The sequence below is a fragment of the Xenorhabdus sp. PR6a genome (assembly GCF_028599065.1).
Lineage (GTDB): Bacteria > Pseudomonadota > Gammaproteobacteria > Enterobacterales > Enterobacteriaceae > Xenorhabdus > Xenorhabdus doucetiae.
Map to the genome: position 1 here is coordinate 17,034 of NZ_JAQRFJ010000021.1, position 16,686 is coordinate 33,719.

A 16,686-nucleotide genomic window follows, 5' to 3' on the forward strand; every position below is an offset into this window, starting at 1 on the left:
CCAAGACACCAGATTTAAGGCACCTATATCCCACTACTCTTTACTTATCCCACTCAACTCATCAAATATCTTCTCCATTATCACTTTTTATATTTCTTAGGAAGATTAAACTGTCTTTAATAACTCAATATCAATTTTCTCCCTTGATTATAAAAACCGATTTAATTTATTAAGTTAACTTCAAAACAGAGGTTATTCTCAGGCCATTCACGAACCAAAAAGAAACTTAAACCCATCACCACACAATAACAAATAATGAAAAAAATGTATTAAATAATGATTGTGTTAAAGACAAGAACCGGACGAAATATTAGAAAAACCGTTTGAATGTTCGCATTTGATTTGGAATAATACGCCCCGCAAACGCAGGACTGACATTAACTATAAAAAGACAAACAAAACCTATTATTATCCATAAAATCACAGTTTTTCCACAAAATAGGCTAATACACTGTCAGAATCCAACACATCATATTCCAACATCGCTCAAAGATTAAATAAAAACAGAGGCTTTAATTCATATGCCAGATAATGAATATCGCCTATTAAAAATGATTACTTTCAATCAAATAACAACAAACAATTAATTCTTTAATTAATCATATCTTGTCGTTGTTACTGAAAAATGAGTACTGATATGCAAAACTTACCTCACGTCGAAGCACTGTGTGCTATCGCACATCCTTACCATGCTTGTGCCGAATATGATGCCTTATTTAATCACGCCATGCGTGAATTGACGCTATACCATTGTGAACAGACACCGGGTTATGAGCAGTGGCTGGCCAATCAGGATCTGGATAAACAGGCGCTGATGACGCTGGATGATTGGTCAAATCTGCCTTTGCTATTTGCCAATTATTTCAAACGTAATCTGATCCTCAGTGAGAGTGCACAGAATGCGCTGGAACTGACTTCTTCCGGAACCACCGGCCAGAAAAGCCGTATGCGCTATGATGCTGCAAGTATCGCGGCAGCCCAGCATATGGTGGACTGTATTTTTGACTATTATGGCTGGAATACCCCGGATCAACCGTGTAATTACCTGCTACTTAGCTATGAACCCGCTGGCGCTGTCACGCTGGGTACGGCCTACACCGATCAGTTCCTGTGCAAATATGCGCCGGTCAATCGGGCCTACTATGCCTTGCGTCATAATGGGCAAGGTAATGAATTCGATCCCTTCGGGACGATTACGGCACTCCAGCAATTTGCTCAGGAAGGGTTGCCGGTGCGTATTTTCGGTTTCCCGGCCTTTTTGTGGTTTACCCTGCAAAGAATGGAACAAATGGGGCTGCCATCATTGGAACTACATCCTGAATCACTGGTTTTCCTCGGCGGAGGCTGGAAAACACATGCCGATAAATCCATTCCGAAAAAAGCGCTGTATCAACGGGTAACCGAACAATTGGGTATCCCTGATATTCGATGTCGTGATGGCTATGGTTCAGTTGAACACCCGGTTCCTTATGTTGAATGTTCCCACCATAATTTCCACGTTCCCGTCTATGCCAAAGCCTATGTGCGCCATACCGCCAACCTGACCTGCCAACCTTATGGTGAACCCGGTTTCCTGCATCTTATCTCACCTTATATCACTTCCTGCCCTGCCCACAGCATTGTGACCAGCGATCTGGCCGTACTGCATTCCGGTCAAAGCTGTGGTTGCGAACTCGACACCGATTGGTTTGAACTGCTTGGTCGGGCCGGTACGAGTAAAAACCGTAGTTGTGCGATTGCTGCTTCAGAATTGATTAAGAGAGCTTGATATGTCTTCCGTAAATACTGTTTCCATAAAAACTGTTTCTACAAAAACAACGAATAACCCGATTTCCTCAGAACAGTTGACTGAACAAAAAATCGCGAAATTACGTGAGCGATTACCTGAGTTGCTGGCTCGCCCCCATACTTCTGAACAAGTCCTTGATTGTGCACAACGCTTTGCGGAATATCTTACCAATCTGAGTGAGCACTCTCTGTTTGATCGCCAAATCCGGCAGGAACTTATCGCGTTTTGCCAACGTGAAGCGCTGGCGGCCAAACTGGAACGGGAACTTGGGCAAAACCCGTTTTCGCTACGTCGATTCGATTATAACCAGAATCGCTATGAGACTTGGAAGCCATTGGGATTGGTCGTCCATATTACCCCCTCCAACGCGAAGCTCCTGCCCTTTATGGCGGTGCTTGAAAGTTTGCTGGTGGGCAATATTAACTGGTTACGCCCAAGCAGCAGCGATAACGGGTTTAGTACGCGACTCTGGTCAGAATTTTTATCCCATGATATTTCAGGGGATTTGGCTGATCGGGTTGCCGTATTGCCGTTACCCGTCACCCAACTGGCAGAATTATTCAGTCAGGCCGATGCAGTTTCTGTCTGGGGCAGCGACGCTTCCCTCGCATCCATTCGTGCTCAACTGCCCGCCGGTTGCCGCTGGATAGATTGGGGACACCGCATCAGCATCGCCTGGCTAAGCCCTGAATCGGCCGATGATGCCCAATTGGATGCCTTGGCTGATGATGTCTGTTGTTATGACCAACAAGCCTGTTCCAGCCCACAGTGTTTATTAGTGGATAGCGATGATCCGCAAGTGTTACAACATATCGGGCAACGCATGGCTGCCGCCCTGCAACGCCGCGCCGGATTACATCCTGCCCTGCAACCGGATATTCAGGAAGCCGCAGAAATAACCACCCAAACCGCTTTCCAGCGACTTGATTTCGCTTTTGCACAATTACACGGTGAAAAAGTACAGGGTGAAATTTGGCAGGCCGATGGATGGCGGGTGATATGGCGACACGAAGAGGAATTAGCGGCGTCGCCTTTGTTCCGCACATTGCAGATACGCCCGGCTCCGCGCCAGCGCCTGTGCGCTATTTTACTGCCTTGGCGTAACCATCTGCAAAGCTGTGCGTTGATGACCCGTCAAGCACATATCAGCGAAATGAGCCATATTCTGTTTGCTGCGGGGATCAGTCGTATCACGCCGGCGGGTCAGATGCACGACGGCTATAGTGGTGAGCCTCACGATGGGGTCTACGCACTGGCACGCCTGACCAAACGAGTCTCGGTCAGCCTTGCGCCGGATTTAATGGCGGGCTGTGCCCATCTTGATGTTCCTCCCGCCCGTCCAAACGGGTTAGACAATCTGCCTGTGATGGATAAAACCGATTTTCAAGCGCTGATTCCCAATGATAAAGCCCGTCTGTTTTTCCGCAGTGGTGGCAGCAGTGGCATACCGAAACTGGCCGCTTTTAGCTACCGTGATTACCACAGGCAGATGCAGGCCGCCGCCGATGGCGTGTTTACCTCCGGGCTTGAACCTGCAACCGATCGCGTCATGAATCTGTTATATGGCGGGAAACTGTACGGCGGCATGCTGAGCTTCTTCACCATTCTGGATAAATTGGGCGTGACGCAATATCCCATGGGCGGGCCGACTGACAATGATTTTAGTGAAATCGCTGATTTTATCGTGCAACAACGCATTAATACGCTGGTCGGCATGCCAAGCACGTTGCACCGGTTATTTTTGAATGAAGGAACTAAATTACGTCAATATGGCGGCATTCGTAAGCTATTTTTGGGTGGCGAACACCTCAATCTCAACCAACGGGATTTTCTGACGGGTTTTGGTGTCACCCTGATACGTTCAACCATTTACGGTTCCGTCGATGCCGGACCTGTCGGCCATGCGTGCGCCGCCAGCGAAGACGGGGTTTTCCATTTAATGGAGGATACCCAATGGCTGGAAATTCTCAATCCAGAGAATGATCAGCCCGTGGCAGAGGGCGAAACCGGGCGTCTGGTATTTACGTCCCTCCACCGCGAAGCCCAACCCATCCAACGCTACGATTTAGGCGATCTCGGTTGCTGGGTCAATCAACCTTGTTCTTGTGGCCTGACTTCACCGCGTTTCCGGCTGAAAGGGCGTCATGGCTCCCTGCTACGCATAGGCAGTATCTTTTTCAATCTTGCTGATTTATCTGAGCAACTGGCACTGCCCGTGCAATGGATCATCGATCATAACCGTGAGGGTATCGATAGCATTCAGCTATTCGTTGATCATGCCGATCCCTTCACCGTGCGTCAGAACTTATTACAAGATCCCAAAATTGCTGAAGTGGTTAGCGGACATCTGCTGAATTTAGACGTGATTTCCACATCAGCCACTGAATTTCGCCGTAATGAACACAGTGGGAAAACGCCCTTGTTCATCGACTTGCGTCAATATTAATTGGGTAAAATTAAGATGACCAGAACGACACTGATTGATTTGCTCCATCATGCACGCGAGCATTCTGCTTATTACCGGGAACGCTATAAATCCATTCCCGATAACTGGACGCTGGAAGATTTGCCCCTCGTGGAACCCAGTCATTACTGGGCTAATTCAAACGATCTATCAACCTGGCCGGTGCTGACTGCACCGCTGGAAGGTGGTCATGTGTTTAAAACAGGTGGCTCCACCAGTGATGGGCGGTTATCCGTTTTCAGCCAACAAGAGTGGCAAGCCTTTATTGCTGCCTTTGGCCAAGGTATTGCCCGCCAATTAAAGCGTGGGGATCGGGTGGCTAACCTGTTTTTTGCCGGCGATCTTTATACCAGTTTTCTATTCATCCACGGCGCATTATCGAATGCGCCGCTCCCGATCATAGAGTTTCCTTTCACCTGCAAGGTTGAGGATGAATTGCTGATTAACACTATCCGCTTGCATAACATCAATGTGCTGGCGGGTGTACCGGTGCAATTAATCCGTCTGGCGCACTCTTTGAAAGAGAGGGGACAAACATTGCCGATGGTGGAGACCATTCTTTACGGCGGGGAAAGTCTGTTTGATGCGCAGATCGCTGTCATACAACAGGTTTTTCCGCAGGCTCGTTTAGGCTCCATTGGGTGTGCCAGTGTCGATGCCGGTTTGATTGGCTTTGCTGATCCCGAATGCCGACAGGGAGAACACCGCGTATTCAGTGATGACACGATTATTGAGATCGTGGATGAAATCACTCATCAGCCCATTACGGTGCCGGGGAAACACGGCCTGCTGGTTGTCACTAACCTGCAACGACGCCTGATGCCGGTGATCCGCTATCCTACCGGCGATCTGGCCTGCTGGTGCGAACCTGAACAGCCAAGCCGTAAATTCGCCCTGCAAGGACGCGCTAATCAGGGCTACCGCATACGATTTGGCACGATGTCATTATTCCCTGACGACTTAGCCACACAGCTATCCCAGCAGACGGAACTTTTGGCCTGGCAATTGGAGTTAAGCCAGAAGGCGGGGCAAGATCAGATCCGGTTGTTGGTGGCAAGCCTGCAAACGGTAGATATCGACAAAATACGCCATCGTGTCATGACCGCCTTCCCCAATCTGGCAGAAGCGTGCCGGCACCAAAACATGCTGGAGATCGTGCAAACCCATATTGATGATATGTATACGCACCCACGATCAGGCAAATTGCAGCGAGTTGTGGACCTGCGTCGTTATAACTAGGGTTGAAATCAATGACTATCTTCCAATCCGCGACTCAGATCCGCAGCTATCAGTCAGGCGATGATAAAAAAATCAGCCAGTTATTCCGCGAGGTTTACGGCGATGCCTATGTCTATCCTGACATCTATCTGCCAAGACTGATCAATGGCTACCAAACATCAGGGCAATGGCACTCGGCCCTGGCTTTCCATCAGGGGCGGCTTATCGGTCATGCTGCTCTAGTTAAAGATACGGTGCAGGGAAATCAGGCAGAGCTGGCACTGATTGCGGTATATCCCGATTTTCAAGGTCATGGCGTGGCGAAGTCTCTGGGCAGTTATTTATGCGGTTATGCGAAAGAGCAAGGTTATAATTTATTGACGATAAAACAGGTCTGTTCACACCCCAAGAGCCAGTACATCGCCCGAAATTTGGGGTTCTATTCTACGGCACTGATGCTGGATTATGTCGATTCACCCTTTGGCTTACCCAAACCTGAAAGTATTGTTCAGGGCATCTTGCCGCTTAAATCTTTGCCACTGCCTAAGCTGAACTGGCCCCGGCCTTGGCAAAATTGGGTCTCCCGGATTAGCCAATATGTGGGTGAAGCCCCACAAAATGCCCAATCCGCGTATCAGCGCGCCATGATCCCTGAACCCTTTGCCATTAAAAAATCCGGCCGGCGTTTAGAGATCACCCTATACGAGGTTCATTCTGACTTTTTATCGGAGGTCATCGATTTTCCTGCCGGGCAGTTAATCTATTTGAAACTGCCTGCCTGTGAAGAGGCGCTGGGGTTGTGCCCGTTGCTGAAAAAAGGCGGATTCCGCTTCGCCGGACTTTGCCCAGACACCCATGATGGATGGTTTTTGCTGTGGCTACGCGGCTACCAATTAACGCCCTATCAATTTCACGACACGGGTACTCAACATCTCTATCAAATGGAATTGGGGGTGAGCTGATAACATAACTACACTTTACAAAATTGGTTAAAAAAACACTTTACAAATGATACTGAGAACGATTATCATTCTTATCACTTTCAGTGCACCACCTTCAGGGTCCATGTGAAAGTACGACATTGCTCACATTGCTTCCAGTGTTTACTTTTATAGGCCAACTTTTATGTTGGCTTTTTTTTTGCCCAAAATTGCCTCATTTTCATTCAAATATTTTGAATCCTAAGATTAAATTTCCCATCTTTTATATTTTAGTCCTTCAACTAGACTACCAAAAAACATTGAGGGATTTTGAAGATGCTCTACTTACGTCGGGCTTCAGAACGCGGTCACGCCAATCATGGCTGGCTGGATAGTTGGCATACTTTTTCGTTCGCTAACTATTATGATGCGAATTTCATGGGATTTTCTGCTCTCAGGGTGATTAACGAAGATGTGATTGACGCGGGTCAAGGCTTCGGCATGCATCCGCACAAAGATATGGAAATCTTGACCTATGTGCTGTCTGGAGCGGTTGAGCATCAGGATAGTATGGGGAACAAAGGGCAAGTGTCGGCGGGAGAATTCCAGATTCTGAGTGCCGGTACGGGTATCCGTCACTCAGAATATAACCCACAGCATGATAAGCCATTACATCTTTACCAGATCTGGATCATGCCGGAAAAAACGGGACTCACTCCCCGTTATGAACAACACCGTTTTGATACGACCGAAGGGCGTCAATTGGTTCTCTCTCCTGATGCCCGTGCCGGCTCCCTGCAAGTTTTTCAGGATATGACATTATGGCGTTGGGCATTGAAAAAGGGCGAACAGGGTGAATATCCGGTGGAAAAAACGCGAAATATCTGGATTCAGGTTGTTCGCGGTGAAGTGATGATCAATGGAATACGGGCTGCCACCAGCGATGGGGTCGCTATCCGGGACGAATCCCATCTTCGATTAACGGCAAACCAAGAAAGTGAGATCTTACTGTTCGATTTACCGCCCAGCTAATATAGGCATTAAAAAAGAACGCTATTCAGTAGAATAGCGTTCTTGCATGGAAAAGTTACATTACAGTTTAGGCCCTGCTTTCACCAATGCCGCGCCCGCTGCGGTATCCGTATATTTATCGAAGTTATCAATAAAGCGCTGTGCCAGATCTTTTGCTTTCACATCCCATGCGGATTTATCGGCATAGGTATTGCGTGGGTCTAAAATGTTCGTCTCGACGCCCGGCAAGGAGGTCGGTACGGCCAAATCAAAAATCGGCAGTTGAATGGTATCCTCATCTTCAATGTCGCCATTGAGGATCGCATCGATAATGGCACGGGTATCTTTGATGGAAATACGTTTACCTGTGCCATTCCAGCCGGTATTAACCAGATAAGCTTTCGCCCCCGATGACTGCATTCGTTTAACCAGAACTTGCGCATATTGGGTTGGATGCAGTGACAGGAATGCCGCTCCGAAGCAAGCAGAGAATGTGGGTGTGGGTTCTGTGATACCGCGTTCAGTGCCCGCCAATTTTGCCGTGAAACCAGACAGGAAATGATATTGGGTCTGTTCCGGGGTTAAACGGGAAACCGGCGGCAGGACGCCGAAAGCATCAGCGGTCAGGAAAATGACTTTAGTCGCGTGCCCGGCTTTGGATACCGGCTTAACGATGTTTTCAATGTGGTAAATCGGATAAGAAACACGGGTATTTTCTGTTTTGGAGCCATCATTGAAATCAACGGTACCATCCGCCAGTACAGTGACGTTCTCCAGCAGCGCATCACGGCGAATGGCGTGGTAGATATCCGGTTCCGCCTCTTTGGACAGATTGATGGTTTTCGCGTAGCAACCGCCTTCAAAGTTAAACACGCCGTCATCGTCCCAGCCATGTTCGTCATCACCGATCAACTGACGTTTCGGATCCGTGGAAAGCGTGGTTTTCCCTGTACCAGAAAGGCCGAAGAAAATAGCAACATCCCCCTCTTCACCCACGTTGGCAGAGCAGTGCATAGAAGCAATCCCTTTCAGTGGCAACAGGTAGTTCATCATTGAGAACATCCCTTTTTTCATTTCACCACCGTACCAGGTTCCCCCGATCAACTGCATACGCTCTGTCAGGTTAAAAGCCACAAAGTTTTCAGAATTCAGCCCTTGCTCTTTCCATTGTGGGTTCGTGCATTTGGCCCCGTTCATCACAATAAAATCCGGCGTGAAGCCAACTAATTCTTCGTCTGACGGGCGGATAAACATATTTTTCACAAAATGTGCCTGCCACGCCACTTCCGTAATAAAACGCACTTTCAGGCGGGTATCCGCATTGGCGCCACAGAAAGCATCAAGGACAAACAAACGTTTGCCTGAAAGCTGCTGTGTTACCAAGCCCTTAAGATGAGACCAGGTTTCCTGACTAAGCGGTTTATTGTCGTTCTTGCCTTTGCCCTGATCCGCCCACCATACGGTATCGCGGGTAACATCATCGCGGACAATGTATTTATCTTTCGGGGAGCGCCCCGTGAAAATCCCCGTATCGACAGAGACAGCACCAAGGTCAGTCAATGTGCCACGCTCATAGCCTTGTAATGAGGATTGAGTTTCTTCAGAGAATAACAGTTCATAACTTGGGTTATAAACAACTTCACTCACACCGCGAATACCATAAACCGCAAGTTCCTGCTCAGTAATGCCTGTAACACTCATTTGTTGCTCCTGGTCAGTTATACTTTCTCTCTGCGGGGGATAATAAATAATTATGACTAATTAACAGCGATTGTTATCAAAAAATTGAAATTACATTACTTTTTTTAAGTTTATATGAGACACAGAACACGAAATGAGGGAATAATTCAGCGTAAAAAGGGCGTATGTCACGCCCGATGAATTAACAATTAGTGCAACCCTATAAGCAACGCAGCCGCCTAATCAGTGCAACTGCTCTTTTTTTGCCGCATTTATTTCACTGATATCTTTCTCGTTAAAAATATAGTGCATACCACAGAATTCGCATTCCATATCGATTTTGCCATCGTTATGCAAAATGTCCTGAATATCGGCTTCCGGTAACGTCACCAGCGTGTCAGCACAGCGTTGATGGGAGCAAGTGCAACGGAATTCGACTTGCTGAGGTTCATACAGCGTGACATCTTCTTCATGATAAAGGCGATGCAGAATCTCTTTCGCATCCAGCGTAAACAGCTCTTCTCCCTTAATGGTTGCGGTCAGTTGCACCAGATGGTCAAGCATATCTTCACTGCTTTCCTGCGCTCCCGGCAAGATCTGCAATAACATGCCGCCCGCTGCCATTTTTCCATCCTGCATCCCGGTACGAATAAACAGGCGGGTGGGCAACTGTTCTGACTGTTTGAAATACGCATCCAGGCATTCTGCCAAGGTATTACCTTCCAGCGCCACTACGCCCTGATAACGCTCACCTTCTGTGGGTGTCACGGTGATGACCATATAACCCTTGCCAACCATGTCATGCAGGCTGCTTTCGGCACTCACTTCACCATCAATGCGAGCCGTTCCACGCATCTGTTGTAGGTTATTGCCATTAATCACCGCCAGTTTGACCGGCCCGTCACCCTGAATCTGTACCGTAATATCGCCATTGAATTTCAATGTGGCGGTCAACAGGCTAGTTGCGACCAACAATTCACCCAGTAGTTGCTGCACAGGTTGAGGAAAATGATGATTTTCCAGCATCCGTTGGTAAGTTTCACTGACGGAAACGAGTTCCCCCCTGACAGAATGGCTTTCAAATAAAAAGCGGTGTAATTGGTCATGTCTGGTCATAAGTCTCTTCCGGCTCATTTAATTTTGTGTTCTTGAATTTTATTAATGTACGCCGTTCTTTTTTATCTGGACGGCGGTTGGGATGCGGCATGGTGAGCGCATTCATTTTACGCGCCAATGCCATTTTTTCCCGATTGATAATACTTTCTGCTGTCTCCTGATAAAGTTGCTGGGCTTCGGTAGCGCTCCGTCTGTGACTGCTCAATGCCAAGACGGTTACCGTTTTTTCATCATCACCCTGACGCAGTTTGATCTTTGCATCCAACTCAACCAGCTTACTCGGCTTACTTCGCTGCCCATTATAATGGACTTTTCCCCCTTCAATCATTTCACGCGCAATGGAACGGGTTTTATAAAAACGGGCAGCCCACAACCATTTATCAAGGCGGATAGCCTGATCAGTGTCTGAATTCTGCATGAATATTCTCCCGATGATCTCATTCACATGCTTAATCGGTGCTGACCAAAAACGGGCAGAGGGTAACACAGCCCGTTAAGTCATCGCCAATCCATCGGCGGTGAAGGCGAATTGAAACAATTATCGTAGTATTGCGTGATATGTTGAAGACGCCGCTGGTTCCTCTGCTTTTTCTTGATAACCAATACGGTGTTGATGATCGACATGGCCAACAAGATTGCCCCCAGCAGACAGCTTCCCAGATAACGAATGACAGACGTAGTATCTGGCTCACGGTGCAACATAATATGACGAGTCCCATTGGGATCTTCTGACAGTTTTGTCACAATCCCTTCGGTTTCAAAGGGGGTCTTCATCAACAGTTCTAAAAGCCCCTGTAATTCCCGCCATCGCTCTAAAGCAGAGTGCTCATAGATGTATTGTGTCCGCATCGGGTATTCAACTAATGCTTTCCCCTCATCACTCAGCAATAAAACTCCCCCTGGGGAGGGACTGTTTATCAGAATGACCATCCTATCGATCTCCCGATAAATAAATGATGCCGTCGTGATATCAACCAACTTTTCCAACGCATCAACACTGATAGAACGTAACAACACTTTCGCCCCATCCAGCTTTCCGCTCTCTGCATCTTTCAACAACTTGTCCCAATTTTTGGCATTGCCCAAATTAACCAACGCATTTTTCAAGCGATCACAATCCGCATCGTTCTGGCACAATTTTTGGGTTTTCAAGATGATTTGTGAAAAATTATCGAGCAGGGTCATACCCGATTTAGCGATCGCGTCATTCAAGCTAGGATTAATCTTACGTTCAACGGGATGTAATTGCTCACCAACAGTTTTCAGCAATGAGGTCGCATTTTCGACAACTTCAGACTCCAGCATAGGCAATGGAATTTCACTATTCCAGTAGATACCCACACAATCAAATGGCGCGAATATGGTAATGTTGGCTTTGGGCAGGAGATTAGGGGGAACATAGCACATCCCTAAGCCTTTGACCTTTAACACATCCCCTTCCTTCAACGGCATATTTTTTAGATCATTGAAACTGGTAATAACCTTGGTATTACTGCCATATAACCAAGCAAAACTCAGCCGTATGGATAAGTTCACTGGCTGGTAAAAATAAAGCAACAGCATAGCAAGTACAGAGAAGACCAGCAGTATCACATTCTTTCTGCTACGCTGATAAGGATGGTGTTTCTCTTCTTCATGCAAAGAGAGATAGCGCCCCTGCCGTACAACATGGCAGTTAGTGTATATGTCGATATCGGTATTCTGATCAAGATAATGGGAAATATAAGGCTCCCAATGTACGGGATAAACCAGATCAATACCGCCCAGAGAGATATTCTTTTTTTGCTCTGGCTCAAACTCGCTAAATACGCCCCAACGTTTGGGAATGCCGTTAAAGCAATGGATATTGGCTAGTTTTCGCCCAGGTGGCAACCGAACATGCAGCCAGAAACTCCCCATAATAAACAGAAACGCCGCCAGCATTAACCACGGTAACATCGGAATGGGCACGAAAAGAGCCGCAAACCACAACGATAAACCCAAACACATCAAAATACTTTCCTGAATGCCCGTTGATTTCCGCAGGCGATATTCTTCTAATGTTTCCTTACGGACATGCAGTAAGTTAGCGCTCGAATTGCCATTTTTTTGAATGGAAGCCTGCTCGGTTTTTGCCGCAACTCTCGTGATGGGCAAATCTTGCTGATAATCTTGCAGAAAGTGGCCGTTAACCGCGATAACCAGCGGCATTGATGCGGTTTGAACAATCTCAATCGTATTCTGCTGCTTAATAAATGGCTCAAGCAACACGGGCAAATGTATTTCCGTTTCACCAAGATAATAGCGCCAATGGTGCACCCCATCCATTGCGGAAGAAAAACGGGTAATAGGATGAGTGATGGTATAGACATTCCCCTGTTTAACAGGTAGCACCGAATAATCAGCCCTGTGACTGCTATTCGGCTTCATCAGAAGACGGGTATTGTGCAAATAAGATTCTATGGCTTGATATTCATCGGTATTCAGTTTGCGGCAGGCTGTTTTAGTTATCGATTGCAGATAACGCGCGTTATCAAGCCGCTTCCATCTGAAAATCAGAAAGGAAGCCATTATAATCAGGCTAATGATAAAAATAGCCAATATAATGACCAATGAGCTCATTTTTTCCCCATGCTCACGCCAGCAGTACCGAGATCAGCAGAATAACAATCTCATGAAACACACAGAATCAGGCTATTCCTATTCTTGCCTTCTATTTTAATTTTATTTACAAAAGGTTATATAATTTTTCTCATACCTTTCCATAAAATAAAGTCTTTTTGCAAGGGTAAGATAGCAACAAAAATACATTCAAGCGATAATCGCTATCATTTACTAACATAATCAGCCATATTAAAGCAAAGCATGGATGCGTATCCATTTCGTTATAACACTTAAAAGATACAGTAATATTTAAGTGACTGGCCGCATTATTGTTTTCAATTATCCGGCACATGACAACCATCAGGGGCAAGCATGATTGATCTAAAAAAACCTAAGATACTGAATATAAATGACGTTGCCCGCTCACGCTTATTCAATATTCAATCTGTTGATCTTGAGTTCAGCAATGGTGTAAAACGCGTTTATGAACGAATGAAACCGGCAAATCGTGAAGCAGTTTTAATTATTCCAATTATCGGGGATGAATTAGTGCTTATTCATGAATATGCGGTTGGCATTGAACAATACGAATTAGGTTTTCCCAAAGGTGCCATTGATGCTGGGGAGAGTGTTTTTGACGCCGCTAATCGCGAATTGAAGGAAGAAATTGGTTTCGGTGCAGGAAAATTGGCGCTGTTGACGACATTGACGATGGCACCGTCCTATTTTTCCAGCAAGATGAATATCATGATTGCTCACGACCTTTATCCGGAATGCCTGGAAGGGGATGAACCTGAACCGCTTGTGCAGAAACGATGGCCTATCTCTGACATGATGTCATTGTTGGAGCATCCCGATTTCAACGAAGCCAGAAATGTCAGTGCGCTATTTTTTGCCCAGCGATATCTGCAAGCAAAGAAATAATGGGAAACACTAATCCGTTCATTCTTTAAAAACGGTATAAAATAGGTATTACAATACCCATTTTATACCTGTTTTAAGTGAAATACAGCGGTCAACAATAAACACGCAAATAGAGTAAGGTTTACATTTATGCGTGTAATTATTTTAATAATATTGATGAAAAATAATTTTGTTTATTAAAAATAATAAATAAACCCTTTAACTATATTCTTAAAATTAATTCGTATCATAATCATATCTTTTTGTTAAATAAACTTTCATCATAGTAATAACAAAAGAATAGTGATAACAAAAGACCTTGCCGATTTCCCGACAAGGTCTTTTTATCTTTCATTTTAGTTAGTGATATTTACGACGGGAAAATCAATCAGAATAACTCATGGCTTTCCCCATTCTCAGTGACTGTCGTCCCCACATCAGGTACGGCATACTCCGTCGGCTGAGTACCATCAATGAAATACTCTTTGCGGGTATTGCTACCACCGTTAGATAACTTGCCCGTTGCCCGATCAATCGTGACAGAAACAATGCCGGCAGGGGGTTCCATTATTTTCACAGGAACCCCTTCCAGCGCGGCTTTCATAAAGTCATCCCAAATGGGTTGAGCCGTTTTCGCTCCCCCTTCACCTTTTAATACCGGAGTGCGCCCCAAACTTCTGCTGTGCTCATCGAAACCAATCCAGGCCGTTGCCACTATATCCGGGCCATAACCGGAGAACCACGCATCTTTTGAGCTGTTGGTTGTCCCGGTTTTGCCACCAATATCACGGCGCTTCAAATCACGGGCAGCGCGCCAGCCTGTCCCCATCCAACCCGGTTCACCAAAGACATTGGTATTCAAGGCATCATGGATAAGGAACGCCAACGGTGTACTGATAACGTGAGGCGCATACTGTTGGTCTTGCGCATTAACATTTCCCGATACGCTCTCTAATTCCGGTTGCGGCGGCAAGGCCATATTTTGCACAACGTCAGAATGAGCCACGTTCTCAATGGAATCTTCAGACAATTCGATAGAACGTGCTGTTTCACCATAAGTCACCGGAATGTTTTCACATTGTGGACAAGCAATTTTAGGTTTCGCTTCAAACAGCACTTTCCCTGCATCATTTTCAATTTTGCTGATGAAGTAAGGATCAACCAAATAACCCCCGTTTGCCATCACTGCATAGCCGCGTACTAACTGTAACGGAGTAAATGAAGGCGATCCCAGCGCCAGAGATTCTGTGCGCACCACGTTTTCACCCGGCAAACCAAAACGCTTCAAGTAATCTGCGGCGTAATCAACACCCATCGCGCGCATGGCACGAACCATCACAACGTTTTTAGATTGCCCCAACCCTTGACGCAAGCGAATGGGTCCATCGTAAGTCGGTGGTGAGTTTTTTGGTCGCCAATCCGTTCCGGCACCGGCATCCCAACGGCTGATTGGCGCATCATTCAGTAACGAGGCCAACGTCAGCCCCTTGTCCATGGCGGCGGTATACAGGAATGGCTTGATATTGGAACCGACCTGACGCAGTGATTGCGTCACCCGGTTAAATTTACTCAGTTCAAAATCAAATCCACCGACCAATGCTTCTATCGCACCATTGATCGGATTGAGAGAAACCAGTGCCGCATTAACTTCGGGAAGTTGGGCCAGCCACCAAGTCTCATTGACTTTTCTGATCCAAATTTGTTCGCCTGCCCGAATGACTTCATCGACACTACGGGGTGCCGCCCCTTGCAGGCTGTCGGTTTTAAATGGGCGCGCCCAACGAACGCCGGCCATCGTCAACTCAACGTGACTGCCATCCACCAGCACAACTTGCGCTTGGTTAGCGCTGGATTTCGTCACAATCGCCGGCACCAGAGGACCATATTTGGGCAAGGTTTTCAGCTTATCGATAATCTGCGCCTGGCTCCATGCTGGCTGATTCGCTTTCCATAACACTTCCTGAGGGCCGCGATAACCGTGGCGAACATCATAATCAATCACATTGGCACGAACCGCATCAACCGCCGCCAACTGAGTTTTGCGTGTGATAGTGGTATAGACTTTATAACCATCTGTATAGGCATTTTCACCATAACGATTAATCATTTCCTGACGAGCCATTTCCGTCAGATAAGGCGCAGAGAAAACAATTTGTGGCGCGTGGTAACGGGAAACCAGTTTTTCTTCTCTGGCTTCATCATACTGACGCCGGGTGATATATCCTTCTTCCAACATCCGCCCCAGCACCACATTGCGGCGGCTGACCGCTCTGTCATAGGAATAAAGCGGGTTAAACGTTGAAGGCGCTTTTGGTAAACCGGCAATCATCGCCATCTCACTCAATGTCAACTCATTGACGTTCTTGCCAAAATAGACATGAGCCGCCGCGCCAACCCCATAAGCACGATAACCGAGATAGATCTTGTTGAGATATAACTCAAGGATTTCATCCTTAGTTAACAATTGCTCGATCTTAATCGCCAGAAATGCCTCTTTCGCTTTACGTACCAATGTCTTCTCTCGGCTGAGAAAAAAGTTTCTCGCAAGCTGCTGAGTAATGGTACTTGCCCCCTGAGAAGCATGACCAGAGGTTATTACCACTGAAACCGCACGGATAACCCCGATGGGATCAACACCGTGATGTTCATAAAAACGGCTATCTTCCGTGGCAATAAAGGCTTTCACCATGAGAGGCGGTATTTCTGACAAGGTTAAGGGTAAACGACGTTTTTCACCATATTGGGCGATTAATTCGCCATCAGCACTGAACACCTGCATCGGTGTTTGGAGTCGGACATCCTTTAAGGTCGCAACGTCGGGAAGCTGTGGCTCGATATATTTGTACAAACCAAAAATCGAGGCGGTTCCCAATAAAATGCAAACGACAATAAGGATCAAAAAATACTTTATGAACTTCACCTGAAATTTCTCACGCCATGTTAATCGGGCAGTTTATAAACGATCAGTACGTAGTATAAAAGGCTTGGTGTAAAAGGCTTAG

The 16,686-nt window shown here is 46.5% G+C and carries 11 protein-coding genes; 6 read left to right on the plus strand and 5 right to left on the minus strand.

Annotation, left to right across the window (positions count from 1 at the left end):
• Positions 1–637: 637 nt before the first annotated feature.
• The 5 genes from PSI15_RS07935 (at position 638) to PSI15_RS07955 (ending at position 7,423) form a co-directional block, all read left to right on the plus strand.
• The gene (locus PSI15_RS07935; RefSeq protein ID WP_273583050.1) at positions 638–1,768 is read left to right on the plus strand and encodes a LuxE/PaaK family acyltransferase; all 1,131 of its coding nucleotides are present in this window, start codon (positions 638–640) and stop codon (positions 1,766–1,768) included.
• Between the two features lies 1 nt (position 1,769).
• The gene (locus PSI15_RS07940; protein ID WP_273583051.1) at positions 1,770–4,235 is read left to right on the plus strand and encodes an acyl-CoA reductase; all 2,466 of its coding nucleotides are present in this window, start codon (positions 1,770–1,772) and stop codon (positions 4,233–4,235) included.
• Positions 4,236–4,250: 15 nt separating this feature from the next.
• Entirely contained in the window at positions 4,251–5,492 is a 1,242-nt protein-coding gene (locus PSI15_RS07945; protein WP_273583052.1) for a phenylacetate--CoA ligase family protein, read from the plus strand.
• 11 nt (positions 5,493–5,503) lie between these two features.
• Positions 5,504–6,433 carry a GNAT family N-acetyltransferase gene (locus tag PSI15_RS07950; RefSeq protein ID WP_273583053.1) on the plus strand — a complete coding sequence of 310 codons (930 nt, stop codon included), beginning with the start codon at positions 5,504–5,506 and terminating at the stop codon, positions 6,431–6,433.
• A gap of 294 nt (positions 6,434–6,727) precedes the next feature.
• Positions 6,728–7,423: a pirin family protein gene (locus PSI15_RS07955; RefSeq protein ID WP_273583054.1), complete on the plus strand. Its 696-nt coding sequence runs from the start codon at positions 6,728–6,730 to the stop codon at positions 7,421–7,423.
• A 60-nt stretch (positions 7,424–7,483) separates the two neighbouring features.
• Here the strand turns inward: PSI15_RS07955 and pckA are convergent, their stop codons facing one another.
• The 4 genes from pckA to PSI15_RS07975 all read right to left on the minus strand — a co-directional run bounded on the left by pckA (position 7,484) and on the right by PSI15_RS07975 (position 12,799).
• On the minus strand, positions 7,484–9,103 hold the full coding sequence (pckA, locus tag PSI15_RS07960) for a phosphoenolpyruvate carboxykinase (ATP) (RefSeq protein WP_273583055.1): 1,620 nt from the start codon (positions 9,101–9,103) through the stop codon (positions 7,484–7,486).
• Positions 9,104–9,325: 222 nt separating this feature from the next.
• Positions 9,326–10,198 carry an Hsp33 family molecular chaperone HslO gene (gene hslO / locus PSI15_RS07965; protein WP_273583056.1) on the minus strand — a complete coding sequence of 291 codons (873 nt, stop codon included), beginning with the start codon at positions 10,196–10,198 and terminating at the stop codon, positions 9,326–9,328.
• Complete coding sequence (gene hslR, locus PSI15_RS07970) at positions 10,185–10,616, minus strand: ribosome-associated heat shock protein Hsp15 (RefSeq protein WP_273583057.1); 432 nt, start codon at positions 10,614–10,616, stop codon at positions 10,185–10,187. Before hslR ends, hslO begins: the two co-directional genes overlap by 14 nt.
• Before the next feature lie 80 nt (positions 10,617–10,696).
• Positions 10,697–12,799: an IgaA/UmoB family intracellular growth attenuator gene (locus PSI15_RS07975; RefSeq protein WP_273583058.1), complete on the minus strand. Its 2,103-nt coding sequence runs from the start codon at positions 12,797–12,799 to the stop codon at positions 10,697–10,699.
• A gap of 354 nt (positions 12,800–13,153) precedes the next feature.
• Here PSI15_RS07975 and nudE point away from each other — a divergent pair, with 354 nt between their 5' ends.
• Positions 13,154–13,705 carry an ADP compounds hydrolase NudE gene (gene nudE, locus PSI15_RS07980; protein WP_273583059.1) on the plus strand — a complete coding sequence of 184 codons (552 nt, stop codon included), beginning with the start codon at positions 13,154–13,156 and terminating at the stop codon, positions 13,703–13,705.
• A 367-nt stretch (positions 13,706–14,072) separates the two neighbouring features.
• On the opposite strand, the gene mrcA is transcribed toward nudE, so the two are convergent.
• Entirely contained in the window at positions 14,073–16,604 is a 2,532-nt protein-coding gene (gene mrcA / locus PSI15_RS07985; RefSeq protein WP_273583060.1) for a peptidoglycan glycosyltransferase/peptidoglycan DD-transpeptidase MrcA, read from the minus strand.
• Between the last annotated feature and the right edge of the window lie 82 nt (positions 16,605–16,686).

Excerpts from the sequence above, each read along its gene's own strand:
- PSI15_RS07935 (WP_273583050.1), top strand. The coding sequence starts at position 638 with ATGCAAAACTTACCTCACGTCGAAGCACTGTGTGCTATCGCACATCCT.
- pckA (WP_273583055.1), bottom strand. The coding sequence starts at position 9,103 with ATGAGTGTTACAGGCATTACTGAGCAGGAACTTGCGGTTTATGGTATT.
- hslO (WP_273583056.1), bottom strand. The coding sequence starts at position 10,198 with ATGACCAGACATGACCAATTACACCGCTTTTTATTTGAAAGCCATTCT.
- PSI15_RS07975 (WP_273583058.1), bottom strand. The coding sequence starts at position 12,799 with ATGAGCTCATTGGTCATTATATTGGCTATTTTTATCATTAGCCTGATT.
- PSI15_RS07940 (WP_273583051.1), top strand. The coding sequence starts at position 1,770 with ATGTCTTCCGTAAATACTGTTTCCATAAAAACTGTTTCTACAAAAACA.
- PSI15_RS07955 (WP_273583054.1), top strand. The coding sequence starts at position 6,728 with ATGCTCTACTTACGTCGGGCTTCAGAACGCGGTCACGCCAATCATGGC.
- PSI15_RS07945 (WP_273583052.1), top strand. The coding sequence starts at position 4,251 with ATGACCAGAACGACACTGATTGATTTGCTCCATCATGCACGCGAGCAT.
- hslR (WP_273583057.1), bottom strand. The coding sequence starts at position 10,616 with ATGCAGAATTCAGACACTGATCAGGCTATCCGCCTTGATAAATGGTTG.
- nudE (WP_273583059.1), top strand. The coding sequence starts at position 13,154 with ATGATTGATCTAAAAAAACCTAAGATACTGAATATAAATGACGTTGCC.
- PSI15_RS07950 (WP_273583053.1), top strand. The coding sequence starts at position 5,504 with ATGACTATCTTCCAATCCGCGACTCAGATCCGCAGCTATCAGTCAGGC.